The organism is Altibacter sp. (assembly GCF_019913785.1).
Lineage (GTDB): Bacteria > Bacteroidota > Bacteroidia > Flavobacteriales > Flavobacteriaceae > Altibacter.
Window position 1 is genome coordinate 1 of the sequence record NZ_JAIOHK010000032.1, and the last position, 17,130, is coordinate 17,130.

Sequence of the window (17,130 nt, forward strand, 5' to 3'; positions counted from 1 at the left end):
AGCGACTCGGCAGCAAGTAGATACTACTTCTCGATACATTTTTGCGGGCTACGCACTCAAAATCACTCGAACTGATATGAAACCGTCTTGATTCGATGTCACCCTGAGCCTGTCGAAGGGTCGGCAATGGTAAAAAGAACAGAACAAAAGAACACCCTAAAATCCCTATATTTATCCCTCCAAACCAAACACCATGAAGCAGGTATTTATTCTATGTTCTCTGGGGCTCCTTATTGGATGTCAGGACACCAAAAAAGAAACCCCCTTTATCGCCCCTGCCTATGAGGCCGTCTCACTCTTGGGCGATACCCTCACCGCCCCGGGCCCTTCCGAAAAACTCATGGCGCGCTATACCGAAAAGGTCGAAGCCTTTAATGCCACCCCCGACAGTATCGAGGCATTAATTTGGCTGGGTCGCTTTACCGCCTATAAAGGCAGTTACAATGAGGCCATTCATATCTATACCGAAGGCATCGAGAAATTTCCCGACGACGCCCGACTCTATCGCCACCGTGGGCATCGCTATATCACCCTGCGGCAATTTGATAAAGCCATTGCAGATCTCACCAAGGCAGCCCAACTTATCGAAGGACAGCCCGACGAAATAGAACCCGACGGCATGCCCAACGAACGCAATATCCCCGTAAGTACCTTACAGGGCAATATCTATTACCACCTGGGACTGGCGCACTACCTCAATCGAAGCATGGGTCCCGCACTGAACGCTTTTAAAAAATGTCTGGAGACCTCCAATACGCCCGACAATGTGGTGTCGGCCTCCCATTGGATCTATATGATCAATCGCAGGTTGGGACGCGACGGTGCTGCCAACAACTATGTGAAAAACATCAAAAGTAATCTGGATGTGATAGAAAATGGCTCCTATTACAAAGCCTGTTTGTTCTATAAAGGCGAACTGGAACTAGAAGATATTCAAACTGAAACGGGGGATGGCTCTCCTTCCGATACGGCCCTAAAATATGCCATTGCCAATTGGTTCTACTATACCGGCTATGCCGAAAAGGCCGAGGTGCTCTATAAAGAAATTGTAGCTCAGGATGATTGGGCCTCCTTTGGCTATATCGCCGCCGAAAACGATTTGGCCAAGTTGTACTAGTCGGCGTCTTCGTCCCGCCTAAATTTATATTCGGGGCGTACCTCATCGGTATCTTCAAAACAGACCTTGCTGGCACCCTCGCGCGAAGCGGTTGTATTCTTGGCTTCAATCCACTTGCTCAGGTATTTGGTGCTCTGTAGACTTTGATGCTGCAGCACCTGCCCTATAAAATGATCGGTTCGATGTGTTGCCAGGTCTTGCTGAAGATTGGTAATGGTTTCAATAAATACTGAAGAAAAATCGTTTTTCTGAAAGCGTTGCGCAATAATCTGAAATCCGTTTTGCTGTGCCTGTGTCCACGCCGACTTGTTGGTATACAATGCTACCGAAGCCTTTGCAAAGGCGACGGGATCATCGGTGACGGTTCCTGCAAAAGGCAGCGTCCCGTGCATGCCTTCGGCGCCTATGGACGTCGTGACAGAAGGGATTCCGTAGACCATGGCATCTAACAACTTGCCTTTGAGTCCGGCTCCAAACCGAAGCGGTGCCAAGCAGACGCGGCCGTAGAGCATCACATCGGAAACCTGGGGTGCCCAGCCTTTTATCAAAAAGCCTTCGGCTTCGTTATGTAATTCTTGAATTTGTTGGGGAGCGTAGCTGCCATAGCAGAGCATAAGCGCATCGGGCAGTTCCTTCCTAATCAATGGCCAAATTTCCTTTTTCAGATACAACAAGGCATCTACATTGGGGGTGTGCAATAAATTCCCTAGGGTCACAAAGCCGCCGCGCTCTTCAAAATCATAGAGCTTGGAATTGGCAGCTTCGGAAGTACCCTCCACCAAAAAGGGGAGGTAGTGCAAGATACCCGGACTGATTTTAAATGTCTTCTGAAGCAAATCCACTTCCACTTCCGAAATAATCAGCGAGAGATCAGATCGCAGGATGCTGGCCAGTTCCCGTTTGGCAGTATCGGTATACAGCTGTGCCTCCGAAACCGGAATCCCTTGTTTTAGAGCCGTTTCTCTTGCCTTACGAACAAAGTGCAGGTCTTCGGTATCTAAAATACGCAGGGCTTGCGGGCAGTGCTCCGCCACCCGCCAACCAAATTGTTCCTCGGTGATATACCGATCGAACAGTACAACACTAGGGTTTAGCTCGGAAACAAATGTGTCAAAAGAGGCATCGTTTAGCTGAATGGCCCGGGTGCTAATGTTGAGTCGGTCTAAGTTCACCGATCGCTCCGAAGCCAGGGCGGTACTCGCAAAGCTAATTTGGTAGTCAGCTTCCGAAAAAAGCTCGATGAGTTGCATCATTCGGCAGCCGGCAGCCGTGGTTGACGGCTCGGGATAGGTATGTCCAATGATGAGTAGGCTTTTCAAAATGTTTAAAAGTCTTTTAAGGCGATGGAAGCCGTATTAATGCTCACCTCTTTCCCGGTAACAGAGGTCCAGGCGATATAGGCTCGGTCGCCCACCACTTCCAGTTGCGGGAAGCCGTTCGCACGCTCCGAACTCGTTTCGGCTATGGTTACTGCCGGTTCGGAATAGCCGTTCTTATTAATCTTCATCAATTGAATGACGGTGGCATCCCCCTTGGGTTCTATCCATAGGACCGCAGCCTCTTCCTCGTTGAGCATGACCACGTCTACCCTTCCGGTGGCATCGCCTATATCAATTCGGTAGGCAGGCCCAAAACTGGCTCCGTTGTCTTCAGAAAAAGCCACATTTACGTCGCCTTCCTCCTTGGCCGCTGTAAACCAGGCGACCACCATATTATTTTCGAAGGCATCGATAGAAGGCCCATTCACGGGGCAGCCGGGAATTTTCCAGTTGTCCTGCCCAAGCGTCATGGGTTTTGACCAGCCTCCCTCCATATGCCAGCGCACCACCGAGATATCCCGAATTTCATCCTCGCTACGGTCGCGATAGGCCACGACAATTTCGTCGTTGGTGCCAATAGCAACACTAGTCTGGCAACAATCGCAGACACGACCATCCAGCAGGGTATCGTATTGAATCGAGCCGTCCTTAAAAACGATGGCAGCACGTAGGGTCATCTGCCCTCCACCGTGGTCATGACCCACTGTTTCTCGTCCATCGAGCCAAACCACTATAAAACTGTCATCCACATAGGAGCGCATAGAAACAAATCCGTGTTCGCTCTGCGTTCCATCATCGTGTAGTATAAAATTCTTTTTCCAGGTATTCTCAGCCGCGTTAAAGAGGTTTAATTTGACATCATAGGTATAGGTGCCCTTTGCTGACTTCTGAAGATAGTTGGTCAGCACGCCGCTCTTATTTACCGCCAATGCGGGAAAATCGGCCCAGTTTACAAACCAATCTGTACCCGAATTGATGGCCTGTGCTTCGGTCCATTGCCCTTTACGATATGTGGCGTAATACAGTGTGGCCAGTGAATCCTGCCGTTGTACCCAAGACATATGTAATTGCTCACCATCGCTAAACAAACGCGCCAGCGAACTGTTTCCGGCAGTGGGATTATCGAAGTTGTGTAGTGGAGTATTTTCAACCTTAGGTGTTGCAGCAACTTCTTTCTTAGGCTCGTTTTTACAGGCGAAACAGACGGAAAGTCCTACCAACAGGACACTGAATTTTGAAAACATAGGTATGTCGATTCCACAAGCACGGAGGTATGCTTGCCACCATAAAAGTATTAAATTAATTCAGCATAGAGATCAAAATCTTCGGCGGCAGTAATTTTTACCTTAAAAAATTCACCGGTTCGCAGATAACCATCCTCCGCATTGATCAAGACCTCATTGTCCACATCGGGGCTGTCGAACTCGGTTCGCCCCACAAAGTAGGTACCTTCTTTGCGATCGATTACCACGCGGAATTCCTTTCCAATCATTTTCTGATTCAGCTCCCAGGAAATTTGGGACTGTATCTCCATGATCTGGTTGGCGCGCTCCATCTTCACTTCTTCGGGTACATCGTCCACCAAATTATAGGCATGTGTATTTTCCTCGTGCGAGTAGGTAAAACATCCCATACGTTCGAAACGCATTTCGCTTACCCAGTCTTTCAGGGTTTGGAAATCTTCTTCGGTTTCGCCCGGATAGCCTACGATCAGGGTGGTACGAATGGTCATATTGGGGACCGCTGCTCTGAATTCTTCCAGTAACTTGGTAGTCTTTGCCTTGGTGGTACCACGACGCATGGATTTCAAGATGGGATCGGAGATATGCTGCAGGGGAATGTCTAAATAATTACAAATCTTTGGTTCGTTGCGCATCACCTCCAAGACGTCCATTGGAAAGCCGGTAGGAAAGGCATAGTGCAACCGAATCCATTCGATACCTTCCACCTTGACCAATTTTTGAAGGAGTTCGGCCAGGTTTCTTTTTTTATACAGGTCTAAACCGTAGTAGGTAAGATCCTGTGCTATTAAAATCAGCTCTTTTACGCCCTTTGCGGCCAGTTTCTCGGCTTCGGTCACCAAATCCTCCATAGGGGTGGAGCGATGCTTCCCGCGCATGATGGGGATGGCACAGAAGGAACAGGGACGGTCACAGCCTTCGGCTATCTTAAAATAGGCATAGTTCTTAGGGGTGGTGGTAATACGCTCCCCAATTAGTTCGTGTTTGTAATCGGCTTCCAGCGCCTTTAACAGGCCGGGTAGTTCGGTGGTGCCAAAATATTGATCTACCGAAGGAATTTCCTTTTGCAGATCGGGTTTGTAGCGTTCGGAAAGGCAACCGGTAACAAATACCTTATCGACCAGTCCTTCCTCCTTTTTCTGAACGTATTCCAAGATGGTATTGATGCTTTCTTCCTTGGCATTGGCAATAAAGCCACAGGTGTTGATCACCACGATATTGCCTTCCTCTTCATGCACCACCTCTTTGTTACTGGCACGAAGTTGTCCCATAAGTACTTCGCTGTCGTATACATTTTTGGAGCAACCAAGGGTCACCACATTGATCTTGTTCTTTTTCAGAGTTTTAGTACGCATAATACGTTTATAATTAGGCGTGCAAAGATACTATGAAAATGAAGTAGTAGGTATTGAAATTGTATAAAATATGGTTAAAAGGAAATATTCACGATTACAAATAGCTAAAAGGTATTGGTCACAATATTTATATACTTCAATTTGTTAACTTTAGCCTCTAAACCACTTTCCATGAAAAAATACTTCTTTTTATTTCTAGCCTGTTTTAGCATTTCCATACTATGCGCTCAAGAAGTGCTCACTCCCGAATTATTGTGGCAGGTTAAACGCGTCAGTCCTATAGGCGTTTCTCTGGATGGCAATAGCCTAGTTTATAAAGTAGCGACCACCAATATGGTGGAAAACAAAATGGAATCTGAGTACTATAAAATACCCCTTACAGGCGGCACTCCCGAGTTGGTTGCTGACCCTAAAGGCATGGTTGCAGATAAAAATGTTTCTCCGCAAAAAGGTTTTCTTTTAAATCACAAGCCTGTGGCACTGGCCAAAATTACCGGAAAGGATCTGTATCCCGATTTACCACATTCCAATGCCTATGCGTATTCGTCATTAGATTATCGCCACTGGGACACCTGGAACGACGGGTCTTATAACCATGTTTTCTATAAAAATATAAAGACAGGTGAAGAAATAGACATCATGCCTAATGAACCCTACTATACGCCACAAATGCCCTTTGGCGGTGATGAGGACTATATTTGGAGTCCCAGCGGGTCTGATATTTACTACGTGAGTAAAAAAGTGGCTGGCACCCAATATGCCCTGAGCACGAATACCGATATTTATAAATATAACCTAGCTTCTAAACAAACTACCAATATAACAGAGGAAAATAAAGGCTATGATACTAATCCCGCATTTTCAAAAAATGGATCGCTCGCTTGGTTACAAATGAAAACCCCGGGATATGAAGCCGATAAAAATGATATAGTCGTCCTACAAGATGGGATAAAACAAAATCTTACTGCCGAATGGGACGGCACAGTAAACAGTTTTCTCTGGGCTAATAATGGAAGGGATATCTATTTTACGGCCCCTGTTGATGGTACGATCCAACTTTATCGTGTGGATCATCCGGGAAGAACAAAAAAGAGAGCGATCGTGAAACAACTTTCTGAAGGGCCATTCAATATTACAGGAATTATAGCGGAACACAATAACACTTTAATTGTATCACGCACCGACATGAATCATGCCACCGAAATTTATTCGTATGATTTAAGCAATAATTCTTTTACCCAACTCACGCATGTAAATGATGCGTTTTATAGTAAACTCTCCCTGCCGAAAATCGAAAAACGCTATATCACCACAAAGGATGATAAGAAAATGTTGGTGTGGGTAATCCTACCACCAAATTTTGATGCGTCAAAAAAATACCCGACCCTGCTTTATGCCCAAGGTGGACCGCAATCTGCCTTATCGCAGTTTTATTCGTTCCGATGGAATTTTCAACTCATGGCATCACAGGGATATATTGTAGTGGCACCCAATCGACGTGGCATGCCGGGACATGGTGTGAAATGGAATGAAGCAATTAGCGGAGACTGGGGCGGAAAGAACATTCAGGATTATTTGGATGCCATCGACGCTGTAGCAAAAGAACCGTATGTTGATAAGGACCGAATCGGGGCAGTAGGCGCCAGCTATGGTGGTTATTCAATGTTTTATCTTGCAGGGCATCACCAAGGTCGATTTAAGAGTTTTATATCGCATGACGGAATCTTCAATATGAAGAGTATGTACGGCACCACTGAAGAGCTGTTTTTTGTAAATTATGATATGGGTGGACCTTATTGGGATACGAACAATGCAACTGCGCAAAAAGCATTTAACGAATTCAACCCCATCAATTATGTCCATAAATGGGATACACCAATTATGATCGTTCAAGGGGGTCGCGATTATAGAGTATCTATAGAACAAGGCCTTGAGGCGTTTCAAGCAGCGCAATTACTCGGAATAAAAAGCAAATTGCTGTACTTCCCCGAAGAAAACCACTGGATATTATCACCGCAAAACGCCATTGTATGGCAGCGTCAGTTTTTTGATTGGCTTAAAAACACATTATAGGAAGCTGAGCACTGAATTGGGAAAACGATATATATTTAGTAGCTGAAATTATTTTTTCGGGCAGTAGATCTCTAAGATAGATGCCAATTTTTCTTTTCCATGAATGACATCGTCAATCTTTTTTTTGGCTGCTGCCGGTAGGATATTCCCTAAGGGCTGTTCCAATTCGTTGATCTTATGAAAGACGGCTGCAATTTTTTCATCCCAGACCTTATGGTAGTTCACGAGATCATCGGGATAGACCACTTTTCGTTTGGTACCTTCTTCGGCAGCGCGAAAGGGGGTGTCGATATTCAAATAGCCGTAATCATCGGTGAGTTGTTCTCCGGGATGGATGTCCCGAATAGCGATCTCGAAATCGTAGGCCGTAGACAGACAATTGGATTTAAAACTATGGTTTACAAAGCGCCCGTGATCCCAGCATAGTACATAACTCCCTTTGCTGTTTCGATAGGTATAGAAATCGAGGATGTCCTGATATAGTTTGTCTAATTTCTGAAAGTCTTTAACGGTAAAGGTCCGATCCAGTTTGTCAAGTACCCAGGTAATGGTACCTGCAGGAATAAATTTAGTAGCGACTACGCCGTGTCCAATTTCGTCGCTGATAAAGCGCAGCTCCGTATGCGGATGAATCATAAATAAAACCTGGTTAGAATTCTATAACCAAATGTACAATATTATTTATATGATATAGGAAGTAGGCAGTAGGATTTTAGTACGGCATGTTTTAGGTAGGAAACCCACTTTGTGCATTGTGTCTTCGCGAGATCATTGCGATTCACTGCTCACTGCTTTCATCTATTTAAAGAAGGAATCTACAAATTCAATCTTATTGAATACTTGTAAATCTTCCATACCCTCTCCTACACCGATGTATTTTACCGGAATCTGGAATTGATCGCTTATTCCAATCACTACACCTCCTTTGGCGGTTCCGTCTAGCTTAGTGACGGCCAATGAAGTAACTTCGGTGGCGGCGGTAAATTGTTTGGCTTGCTCGAAGGCATTTTGCCCTGTAGACCCATCCAGCACCAAAAGCACATCATGAGGCGCATTGGGAATTACTTTTTGCATGACCCGTTTTACCTTGGTGAGCTCGTTCATAAGATTCACCTTATTGTGCAAGCGTCCCGCGGTATCAATAATCACCACATCTGCCTTTTGTGTAACCGCACTCTGAAGCGTATCAAAGGCCACACTGGCTGGATCGCTTCCCATTTCTTGCCGTACGATAGGCACCTCGGTCCTATCAGCCCAAATCTGTAGTTGGTCAATAGCCGCAGCCCGAAACGTATCTGCTGCTCCAAGCACAACGCTCTTTCCTGCTTTTTTGAATTGGTAGGCCATCTTTCCAATGGTGGTTGTTTTCCCTACTCCGTTCACGCCTACTACCATTATAACGTGCGGCGTATCACTTTTAGGAAGGGAAAACTCGGTTTCGTTACCGGTATTGGTTTCGCTTAAAAGGCCGGCGATCTCCTCCCGAAGGATTTGGTTGAGTTCGTCCGTGCCCAGGTATTTATCTTTTGAAACGCGTTCTTCAATACGCTCGATGATCTTCAGGGTGGTGTTCACGCCCACATCGCTGGAAACTAATACTTCTTCCAGGTTATCCAGCACATCATCGTCTACCTTACTTTTTCCGGCAACGGCTTTTGAGAGTTTATCGAAGAAGGAATTCTTGGATTTCTCGAGCCCTTTGTCGAGGGTTTCTTTTTTGTCCTTTGTAAATATTTTTTTGAAGAAGCTCATTGGTGTCGTGTTAATTGCGTTAGGGATAGGAGCGGCATCCCCTTAACTAGATTAAGGGATACAGCGGATAGCCCGGTCCCGCCAAAGGCGGGAAACGCCCCGCAAAGATACAAAATAGGCGCGCCTTTCAAATTAAAAACTCAGTCATTTATAGACACAAAAAAAGCCACTTAGAAAGTGGCTTCAAATATTGTTACGTATGGGTTATTTTTTATTTAACCATTCGTTTACCGCTTCCGGGGCCATAATTGACTCCACGAAGGTATATGCTCCTGATTTAGGCGATTTTACCATTTTGATGGCTTTTGTTAATCGCTTGGATCCTGTTTGTAACGATGCTACTGATTTCTTTGCCATGGTCTCTCTTATTTAATTTCTTTATGAACCGTCATTTTCTTCAAGATGGGGTTGAATTTCTTCAATTCCATTCTGTCCGGCGTGTTCTTCTTATTTTTTGTAGTGATATAACGAGAAGTTCCAGGTTGTCCTGATTCTTTATGCTCTGTACATTCTAAGATCACTTGTACTCTATTTCCTTTTTTAGCCATCGTCGTAGACTTTTAGCGGTGCTACAATTATTTTACTAAGAAGCCTTTTTCACGCGCTTCTTTAATAACTGCAGAGATTCCTTTTTTATTAATATTTTTTAAAGCCGAAGTTGAAACACGAAGTGTAATCCACTTGTCCTCTTCGGGAATGTAAAAACGCTTCTTCATCAAGTTCACATCGAACCTGCGCTTTGTTTTATTCATCGCATGCGATACGTTGTTCCCAAACATCGCTTTTTTTCCTGTAAGCTCACAAACTCTAGACATTGCTTGTACTTTAATTAGTTATTTTAAAACAGGCTGCAAATTTAAATAAATTTATCGGACTGGACAACAAAAGAAATTCAGTTTTTTAAAATTTCTTTTAGGAGCATTTCGAACGCCTTATTTGTGGCTTTTGTTATAACCCGCTCTCGGGCAGATCCGAAGCTGAATTTTTCGGAATACACCGCGGTGGGACTAGCAATAGCAATATAGACGGTACCCACCTCATCAATTGCATCTCCAAGGGTAGGGCCGGCAATTCCGGTAGTGGCAATAGCGTAATCTGTGTCGAATAATTTTTTAGCTTGATCTGCCATAGCTTCCGCTACTTGGGCACTTACGACGGTATGTTTTTCTATCAACGCAGGATCCACACCCAAAATAGTTACCTTCTTTTGTGTCTCGTAGGGAATCACGCCTCCTCTAAAATAGCCAGAGGCTCCGGGATATGCTGTAATACGCTCGGCTATAGCACCTCCTGTACAGCTTTCGGCCAAACAAAGTGTTTGCAACCTGGCCACGAGTAAATGTCCGATACGTTCTTCTATGCTGGTCTCATCTTCGTAACCTATCGCAATATCTGTCAGTAATTGGTACAGCTTATCCATCTGAGAGTTCACAGCATCTTTCAGTGCCAACTCCTCTCTCCCTTTGGATGAAAGTCGGAGACGCACCTTCCCAAGCGAAGGCAAATAGGCCAAACTTATATTTTTAGGTAGTGCGTTCTCAAAATCTTCGATGCGATTGGCGATGGTACTTTCTCCCAGGCCGTATGTTAGCAGCGTCTTATGGTAAATAAATGGTCTGTTGAATTGCTTTATCACTCTGGGTAGCACTTCATTTTGCACCAGATGCTTCATCTCGTAGGGCACTCCGGGCATGGATACAAACACTACTCCATCCTGTTCCAACCACATTCCGGGAGCGGTACCGTGATGGTTCGTTAAAATGGTTGCTTTGGAAGGTACCATAGCTTGCAGCAAATTGGCAGGGAGTGGCTCCCGATTAAAATATTTTGAGAAAAGCTGGTAAATATGACTTAAGACTTCGGCATTCTCTACGAGCACATCATCAAAAAATTCGCAAAAAGTCTCTTTGGTGATATCGTCTTTGGTAGGCCCCAGACCACCAGTTACCAGGACGAGATCCACACGACTTTTAGCAGCTGCCAAAGACTTTAAGATATGTTCTTTCTCATCTTGAATGGAAGTGATTTGATGCACTTGCACCCCAATCTTATTGAGTTCTTTGCAAATGTAAGCCGAATTGGTATCGACTATCTGTCCGATAAGAATTTCGTCACCAATGGTGATAATTTCTGCAAGCATCTATAAATTGAAATCTTCTTTAAGCTCTCCAAAAACAGCTTTCACATAGGTGATAATCTTATCTAAATTCGCCGTGATCGTAGCTTTGTTCTTCGAAGTTCGTGTCCAGGCCTCTATGGTCGTTATATCTTTAGAAACATCGATCCCAAACATTTCCAAGTTTGGTTTCATCTTATGCGCAAACTGGTACGCGAGTTCCTTGTTATCATTGTGAATGGCTTCTTCCATCGCCAGTAAGTCGGGTGGAATTTCTTCTAAAAATGTTTTTGCTACGATGGCCATGAATTCTTCATCGCCTCCAGCCATTTCGCTTAAGCTTTCTCTTGAATAATGTCTGCTCATTTATTTTACTTTTATTGAAAAGACCTCTGTCTCTTCTATATAACCTGTTAACTTGTCATTGGGGTTTACCTTAGCAACCCCGGCGGGAGTTCCCGTAAATATAATGTCTCCTATCTTTAAAGTAAAGTATTTTGAAATATATTCGATTAAAGCATCGATTTTCCACAGCATCAGTCGAGTATTGCCTTTTTGGACGGTTTCTCCGTTCTTTTTTAAACTGAAATTTATATCGTCCACACTTTCAAACGTACTTTTAGGAAGAAAATTACCCACCACTGCTGCGCCGTCAAATGCCTTGGCTTTTTCCCATGGTAATCCCTTTTCTTTGAGTTGAGCCTGCAAGTCCCGTGCCGTAAAATCGATTCCCAAACCTATCTCTTCGTAATAGGTGGGCGCAAATTTCTTATCGATGTACTTTCCAATCTTATTGATCTTCACCAAAATTTCTACCTCGTGGTGAATATCGTTTGAAAAATCGGGGATAAAAAAGGGTTGTTTTTTGAGTACAATGGCAGTGTCCGGTTTTAAGAACAGGATGGGATGTTCCGGTCGTTCATTCTGTAACTCTTCAATATGAGCCCCGTAGTTTCTTCCCACACAGATAATCTTCATGCGCTTGATCTATAATTACAACTTAGTATTCAATTTACTCAATTTAATACGCGTTAGCACTTTTTTGGTATACAACGGAAAATCAGCATTCAACAGCCACCCAAAGTATCCGGGTTCGTTTTCCATGACATCTTCTACCTTAGTTCCCTTGTGCTTCCCAAAGCTGAAGATTTCCTCTCCTGCCTTATTATATCCAATGAATCCTGCAAAATCTGCAAAATTCTTATGCGCGCTAAATTCGGCTAGCGCCGCCATATCATTTTCAAGATCTTCATATCGGTCCAATTGCGCTTTTAACACCTCATAGGTAGCCATGGTATCGGCTTCGGCGCTATGCGCATTCTCCAGCGTCTTATCACAGTAGAACTTATAGGCAGCCTCAAGCGTGCGCTTTTCTTTTTTATGAAAAATGGTTTGTACATCTACCGACAGTGCTTTTTTCAGATCGAAATCGATTTCGGCCCTAAGTAATTCTTCGGCCAATAAAGGGATATCGAACCGATTCGAATTAAAACCTCCCAGATCACTATCTTTTAACAAGGCATATACCTTGCTGGCCAATTCCTTAAAGGTAGGTTCGTTGGCCACCATCTCATCGGTAATTCCATGAATGGCCGAAACGACAGGCGGAATAGGCATTTCGGGGTTTACACGCCAGGTATGACTTTCCTTATTGCCGTTGGGGAATACTTTTAAAATAGAAATTTCTACAATTCGATCGGTGGCGACATTGATTCCTGTAGTTTCCAGATCGAAAAAACAGATAGGCTTTTTAAGGTGTAACTCCATGCGTATTATTTGAAGTACAAAGGTAGTAATTCATCTGCTTAAAACGATGCTTTTGTAGGGTAGATGGTCTCATGTAATGACCTTTTCTTGGATAATGCAATTGATACCGGACGTATTTTATATTTTTGTGTCTGTTTATGATACGTATCCTCTTAATTTTATTTTTTGTTTTAATCACTGCTGAAGGAATTTGCCAGGGATTACAAGTAATGGTTTCAGAAAAGAAAACCGGAAGGCGCATCGTGCTCATGGCCGAAAATATGACCAACGACACCTTGAATGTATTTTTTATGGTCAATGCAGACGGGTATCGCAAAAGTGCCTCGAAGCCGGTGATAAAGGATATTCCTCCAAAAGCGAAAGTTCCTATGGTTACGCTCATAGAGCTGACCGACGTTCCTTCTCAATACACCTATGATCTCATTATCAACAAGGAAAAGCGCAACCTCAATTTTACCTATGAAAAACAGGCAAAAGACATTCAGAAATTCATTGAAGGCAGGATTGTAGTATTTGCTACAAATACCTGTGAAAAATGTGACGTACTAGCGCAGCGGTTGCAGGAAAAACGAATTTCACATCGCGTCCACAATATCACCGAAGATGCCATCTTATACAATCAGTTTATGCGACTGATCGAACGTGACTTAAAAGAGGAAACACGTATCCGCTTTCCGGTGATCTGGAATAAGGACAGGGTTATTTTTGGGTATGATGACTTGGAAGCTATTTTAATTGAACTTCAATAATTAGATTTCGCGATTGCTATCCCAGGCTTCCAGATAATCGGCCACGCGTTTCACGAATTGGCCTCCTAAGGCACCGTTTACCACACGGTGATCGTAGCTGTGGGACAGGAACATCTTATAACGGATCCCAATAAAATCACCCTCAGCAGTTTCGATGACAGCAGGTACTTTTCGAATGGCACCCAAGGCTAAAATTGCTACCTGTGGTTGATTGATTATAGGAGTTCCCATAATACTTCCAAAAGTCCCCACATTCGTCACCGTATAGGTTCCGCCTTGAATTTCATCGGGTTTTAACTGATTGGTACGCGCTCGGTTGGCCAAATCGTTTACGGCCTTGCTCATACCTACCAAATTGAGTTGATCTGCATTTTTTATAACGGGAACGATAAGATTACCGTCTGCTAAGGCAGCGGCCATTCCCAGGTTGATGTTCTTTCGTTTGATAATACGATCCCCATCTATCGAAATATTAATCATTGGAAAATCTTTTAGCGCTCTGGCGACCGCTTCCATAAAGATAGGTGTAAAGGTTAGGTTTTCTCCCTCTCGCTTTTCAAAGGCATCCTTCACCTTCTTACGCCAGTTCCAAATCTTGGTGACATCGGCCTCGATAAACGATTGTACATGTGCCGAAGTTTGCACACTTTCCACCATATGATGTGCAATAAGTTTCCCCATACGGGTCATCTCAATAATTTCATCACCACCATTCACAGAAACCGGCACTTTTGGTTTTTGTGCTTCAGCCTGAGGCTTCACTGCTGCGCTCGAAGCGACCGCAGGACTTGAACCGACCGCAGGTTGTTTTCCTCTATTTTCTAGATATGCAAGGATATCATTTTTAGTTACGCGTCCATCTTTTCCAGTACCGGAAATGGCGTCCAATTCGCTTTGCGAAATCTTTTCGGCCGCGGCAATATTTTTCACTAATGGAGAATAAAAACGGTCTCCTTTACTTTCGACAGCGGCAGTGACTGTTTCTTTGGCAACTTCAAGCGGTTTGGCAACCTCAGCGACCACATGGGCCGGGGGTGTAACCTCCGGTTTTACGTCAGCCTTCGGAGTGGATGCAATAGCAACGCCATTTGCTTCCGTCTCAATAATGGCAATCGTTTGTCCCACCTGAACGACATCGTCTACATTAAAGAGTTTTTCCACCAACACGCCTTCGACTTCACTAGGTACCTCACTGTCCACTTTATCGGTGGCAATTTCCAATACCGCTTCATCTGCATCAATGGTATCGCCCACTTCTTTAAGCCAATTAGTCAGTGTAGCCTCAGCGACGCTTTCCCCCATTTTTGGTAGTTTCAATTCAAATTTTGCCATAACATCCTTAGTTGCAAATAGTTTATTGTTTAGGGTCGATCCTTATACGATAGACCGGTGCAAAATTAGGTAAATTTCAACTAAATCTTGTTTCATTTATCTAAAAAACAACCACACTTCCTTTTTCATCGCTGCAATCACTCCCGATTATAAATCGCGATTTTGGCGGGTGAATTCGAAATTGGTTGTTGTTAGTAGCAAGTCGTTTCATAATGGTGAAGATCTGTGAATACTGCATGTATTCTGCATCAAAAATAAGCATGGCGTCGCTAAAATCTTCATCTTGAAAAATTGCTTTGGAAGCCGATTTTAAGGGAATGTCCAAGTTCTCAGACAGTCCCTTCAGCAGCGATAAATTCTCAGTAAAAACATAGGCTTTTTCGGACCTTTTAACGCTTCTTGGTTTTCGGTTCGATTTTTTGAACGTCTTGAGAAGCGAGACTCCCAAACTCACAGTCCCATTAAAAATTGGATTGGTATTAAAATGTTTTTTATAGAAAATGCGCATAGCACCATAAAATCGATCGTAATAGGCCGCATCTCTTTGTGTGCTTTCTCCCTTATAGTGGAGTACAATCGCATTTCCCAAATAGTAGTTCTTATAACCGGCCTTTTTCACCTTATACGAGAAATCAATATCTTCTCCATACATAAAGTAATCTTCATCGAAGCCTTCAACTTCGTTATAAATACTTCGTTTTAACAACATAAATGCACCCACCAGCACCGAAGCCTCTCCCTCGCCTTCTTCCGAAATATGTTTTGCGTAGTAACTTCCTCCAAGACCGAATAGCTTTAACAAAGAATGTTTTGGAGTGGGTACATTACGCTTACTTTCTGGAAGAAAATGCCCCGTGCCATCCATAAGATAGGCTCCTAGTATCCCCATATTTTCAATAGTTTCGGCATAGGCGAAGCAATTGATAAAGGTGTCTTCGGCTACTGCCGTATCGGGATTTAAAATACAAACATACGCTCCTGTTGCAACAGCCACGGCCTGATTGTTCGCCTTACTAAACCCCACATTTTCCTCATTCTCTATAAGTGTCACCTCCGGAAACAGTCGCTTGACCATTTCGCAGCTTTGATCGGACGAATTATTATCGATCACAATAATTTCAGAATCCAGGGTAGTAGTAGCGCGTTGTACGCTTCGGATACACTGTTCTAAAAAATATTGGACATTGTAATTTAGAATGACGATGGATAGCTTCAAAATCTATGAGCTTTTTAAGGAGGCTTCAAACGGAATCCTATTAATAATACTACGGCCTAAGGTAATTTCATCTGCATACTCCAATTCATCTCCCACAGAAATTCCGCGAGCAATCGTAGTAGTAGTAATATGATAAGGTTCGATCTGCTTGAATATAAAAAAGTTGGTCGTATCTCCTTCCATCGTTGAACTAAGGGCAAAAATAAGTTCGTCTACGGCTCCCTCCTTTACTTTTTTGACCAAGGAAGTGATATTCAGTGCAGCCGGCCCTACACCATCCATGGGTGATATTTTACCTCCCAATACGTGATAATGTCCCTTGTACTGACTCGTATTTTCAATGGCCAGCACATCGCGAATATCTTCCACCACACATACCATCCTGCTGTTTCGATTGTGATTGGCACATATTTCACACAATACGACATCGCTAATATTATGGCAATTTTTGCAAAAAATAATTTCCTCCCTCATTTGCTGCAAACTTTGGGAAAGGCGCTGGGTTTGCTCCAAGGGTTGCTTTAAAAGGTGTAACACCAATCGCAATGCGGTTCGTTTTCCAATGCCCGGTAATTGGGACATTTCGTCGACTGCATTTTTAAGTAATTTTGAAGAAAATTCCATAGCTGAATATTGCTAGCAAGATAAAAAAAATGCTTCAGAAACTGTGACATTTCTGAAGCATTCTAATACAGCTTTTGTATTCTTAATTTTTGATGAACTTTTTCGTCACCATTCCTTTATTTGAATTGATTCGAACGAAATACGTTCCACTTTGCAGTGCTGAAATATTCAACGTATGCTGTCCAACAACCGATATATCCGGTTGATTGATTACTAGTTTCCCGGTGATGTCAAACACACGGAAATCGGCCTCAACAGGATCTTGAATTCGAATTGTTAATTCGTTCATTGCCGGGTTTGGATATACGCTTACACTGCCTTGGCTTATGAAATCCTCAGCTCCAAGGTCATCGTCTACCAAAGGACTTACCCATAGGCCTCTACCATAGGTCCCTGCGTATAGCATATTGGTACTGTTATTAATGTCTAATTCTTCAACTCGTACATTTGGCAAGTTGTTGTTGTACAC

At 43.5% G+C, this 17,130-nt stretch carries 19 protein-coding genes; 3 read left to right on the plus strand and 16 right to left on the minus strand.

Going from position 1 to position 17,130, the window contains the following annotated elements:
* Positions 1-193 precede the first annotated feature (193 nt).
* Entirely contained in the window at positions 194-1,117 is a 924-nt protein-coding gene (locus K8F54_RS04725; protein ID WP_290787757.1) for a hypothetical protein, read from the plus strand.
* Here K8F54_RS04725 and K8F54_RS04730 read toward each other — a convergent pair.
* Genes K8F54_RS04730 through rimO form a run of 3 tightly spaced genes read right to left on the minus strand, consistent with a single transcriptional unit; the run spans position 1,114 to position 5,032 of the window.
* Positions 1,114-2,436, minus strand: coding sequence for a glycosyltransferase (locus K8F54_RS04730; protein WP_290787760.1), 1,323 nt, complete (start codon positions 2,434-2,436; stop codon positions 1,114-1,116). The genes K8F54_RS04725 and K8F54_RS04730 overlap by 4 nt on opposite strands.
* A 5-nt stretch (positions 2,437-2,441) precedes the next feature.
* Positions 2,442-3,680, minus strand: coding sequence for a hypothetical protein (locus K8F54_RS04735; protein WP_290787762.1), 1,239 nt, complete (start codon positions 3,678-3,680; stop codon positions 2,442-2,444).
* A gap of 50 nt (positions 3,681-3,730) precedes the next feature.
* Complete coding sequence (gene rimO / locus K8F54_RS04740; protein ID WP_290787765.1) at positions 3,731-5,032, minus strand: 30S ribosomal protein S12 methylthiotransferase RimO; 1,302 nt, start codon at positions 5,030-5,032, stop codon at positions 3,731-3,733.
* Positions 5,033-5,203: 171 nt separating this feature from the next.
* On the opposite strand from rimO, the gene K8F54_RS04745 reads away from it, so the two are divergent.
* Positions 5,204-7,105: a S9 family peptidase gene (locus K8F54_RS04745; RefSeq protein WP_290787768.1), complete on the plus strand. Its 1,902-nt coding sequence runs from the start codon at positions 5,204-5,206 to the stop codon at positions 7,103-7,105.
* A gap of 48 nt (positions 7,106-7,153) precedes the next feature.
* On the opposite strand, the gene K8F54_RS04750 is transcribed toward K8F54_RS04745, so the two are convergent.
* The 9 genes from K8F54_RS04750 to K8F54_RS04790 all read right to left on the minus strand — a co-directional run bounded on the left by K8F54_RS04750 (position 7,154) and on the right by K8F54_RS04790 (position 12,740).
* A complete protein-coding gene (locus tag K8F54_RS04750) occupies positions 7,154-7,741 on the minus strand; it encodes an SET domain-containing protein (RefSeq protein WP_290787771.1) in 588 nt (195 codons plus the stop codon).
* A gap of 162 nt (positions 7,742-7,903) precedes the next feature.
* Positions 7,904-8,857, minus strand: a complete 954-nt coding sequence (ftsY, locus tag K8F54_RS04755) for a signal recognition particle-docking protein FtsY (protein ID WP_290787774.1) — start codon at positions 8,855-8,857, stop codon at positions 7,904-7,906.
* 204 nt (positions 8,858-9,061) lie between these two features.
* Positions 9,062-9,214, minus strand: coding sequence for a DUF4295 domain-containing protein (locus K8F54_RS04760; protein WP_290787777.1), 153 nt, complete (start codon positions 9,212-9,214; stop codon positions 9,062-9,064).
* Between the two features lie 8 nt (positions 9,215-9,222).
* Positions 9,223-9,405: a 50S ribosomal protein L33 gene (gene rpmG / locus K8F54_RS04765; protein ID WP_081211513.1), complete on the minus strand. Its 183-nt coding sequence runs from the start codon at positions 9,403-9,405 to the stop codon at positions 9,223-9,225.
* A gap of 27 nt (positions 9,406-9,432) precedes the next feature.
* A complete protein-coding gene (gene rpmB / locus K8F54_RS04770; RefSeq protein WP_290787790.1) occupies positions 9,433-9,672 on the minus strand; it encodes a 50S ribosomal protein L28 in 240 nt (79 codons plus the stop codon).
* 77 nt (positions 9,673-9,749) lie between these two features.
* Positions 9,750-10,997 (minus strand): competence/damage-inducible protein A, encoded by a 1,248-nt coding sequence (locus tag K8F54_RS04775; protein ID WP_290787793.1) that lies wholly within the window; start codon positions 10,995-10,997, stop codon positions 9,750-9,752.
* Entirely contained in the window at positions 10,998-11,339 is a 342-nt protein-coding gene (locus K8F54_RS04780) for an Hpt domain-containing protein (RefSeq protein ID WP_290787795.1), read from the minus strand.
* Positions 11,340-11,951, minus strand: coding sequence for a fumarylacetoacetate hydrolase family protein (locus tag K8F54_RS04785; RefSeq protein WP_290787798.1), 612 nt, complete (start codon positions 11,949-11,951; stop codon positions 11,340-11,342). It lies immediately after the preceding gene.
* Positions 11,952-11,966: 15 nt separating this feature from the next.
* A complete protein-coding gene (locus K8F54_RS04790; protein WP_290787800.1) occupies positions 11,967-12,740 on the minus strand; it encodes a 3'-5' exonuclease in 774 nt (257 codons plus the stop codon).
* A gap of 137 nt (positions 12,741-12,877) precedes the next feature.
* Between K8F54_RS04790 and K8F54_RS04795 the strand changes: the two genes are divergently transcribed.
* A complete protein-coding gene (locus tag K8F54_RS04795; protein WP_290787803.1) occupies positions 12,878-13,489 on the plus strand; it encodes a glutaredoxin domain-containing protein in 612 nt (203 codons plus the stop codon).
* Here K8F54_RS04795 and K8F54_RS04800 read toward each other — a convergent pair whose 3' ends face one another.
* The 4 genes from K8F54_RS04800 to K8F54_RS04815 all read right to left on the minus strand — a co-directional run.
* Positions 13,490-14,821, minus strand: a complete 1,332-nt coding sequence (locus K8F54_RS04800; protein WP_290787806.1) for a dihydrolipoamide acetyltransferase family protein — start codon at positions 14,819-14,821, stop codon at positions 13,490-13,492. It abuts the gene before it with no gap.
* 100 nt (positions 14,822-14,921) lie between these two features.
* Positions 14,922-16,037, minus strand: a complete 1,116-nt coding sequence (locus K8F54_RS04805) for a glycosyltransferase family 2 protein (RefSeq protein WP_290787808.1) — start codon at positions 16,035-16,037, stop codon at positions 14,922-14,924.
* 3 nt (positions 16,038-16,040) lie between these two features.
* Positions 16,041-16,661, minus strand: coding sequence for a recombination mediator RecR (gene recR, locus K8F54_RS04810; protein WP_290787811.1), 621 nt, complete (start codon positions 16,659-16,661; stop codon positions 16,041-16,043).
* Between the two features lie 82 nt (positions 16,662-16,743).
* On the minus strand, positions 16,744-17,130 hold a 387-nt coding region (locus K8F54_RS04815), incomplete at its 5' end, for a T9SS type A sorting domain-containing protein (RefSeq protein WP_290787814.1).

Bases quoted from the DNA above. Each gene is read 5' to 3' on its own strand.
- K8F54_RS04725 (WP_290787757.1), top strand. From the start codon at position 194: ATGAAGCAGGTATTTATTCTATGTTCTCTGGGGCTCCTTATTGGATGT.
- K8F54_RS04735 (WP_290787762.1), bottom strand. From the start codon at position 3,680: ATGTTTTCAAAATTCAGTGTCCTGTTGGTAGGACTTTCCGTCTGTTTC.
- rimO (WP_290787765.1), bottom strand. From the start codon at position 5,032: ATGCGTACTAAAACTCTGAAAAAGAACAAGATCAATGTGGTGACCCTT.
- K8F54_RS04745 (WP_290787768.1), top strand. From the start codon at position 5,204: ATGAAAAAATACTTCTTTTTATTTCTAGCCTGTTTTAGCATTTCCATA.
- K8F54_RS04750 (WP_290787771.1), bottom strand. From the start codon at position 7,741: ATGATTCATCCGCATACGGAGCTGCGCTTTATCAGCGACGAAATTGGA.
- ftsY (WP_290787774.1), bottom strand. From the start codon at position 8,857: ATGAGCTTCTTCAAAAAAATATTTACAAAGGACAAAAAAGAAACCCTC.
- K8F54_RS04760 (WP_290787777.1), bottom strand. From the start codon at position 9,214: ATGGCAAAGAAATCAGTAGCATCGTTACAAACAGGATCCAAGCGATTA.
- rpmG (WP_081211513.1), bottom strand. From the start codon at position 9,405: ATGGCTAAAAAAGGAAATAGAGTACAAGTGATCTTAGAATGTACAGAG.
- rpmB (WP_290787790.1), bottom strand. From the start codon at position 9,672: ATGTCTAGAGTTTGTGAGCTTACAGGAAAAAAAGCGATGTTTGGGAAC.
- K8F54_RS04775 (WP_290787793.1), bottom strand. From the start codon at position 10,997: ATGCTTGCAGAAATTATCACCATTGGTGACGAAATTCTTATCGGACAG.
- K8F54_RS04780 (WP_290787795.1), bottom strand. From the start codon at position 11,339: ATGAGCAGACATTATTCAAGAGAAAGCTTAAGCGAAATGGCTGGAGGC.
- K8F54_RS04785 (WP_290787798.1), bottom strand. From the start codon at position 11,951: ATGAAGATTATCTGTGTGGGAAGAAACTACGGGGCTCATATTGAAGAG.
- K8F54_RS04790 (WP_290787800.1), bottom strand. From the start codon at position 12,740: ATGGAGTTACACCTTAAAAAGCCTATCTGTTTTTTCGATCTGGAAACT.
- K8F54_RS04795 (WP_290787803.1), top strand. From the start codon at position 12,878: ATGATACGTATCCTCTTAATTTTATTTTTTGTTTTAATCACTGCTGAA.
- K8F54_RS04800 (WP_290787806.1), bottom strand. From the start codon at position 14,821: ATGGCAAAATTTGAATTGAAACTACCAAAAATGGGGGAAAGCGTCGCT.
- recR (WP_290787811.1), bottom strand. From the start codon at position 16,661: ATGGAATTTTCTTCAAAATTACTTAAAAATGCAGTCGACGAAATGTCC.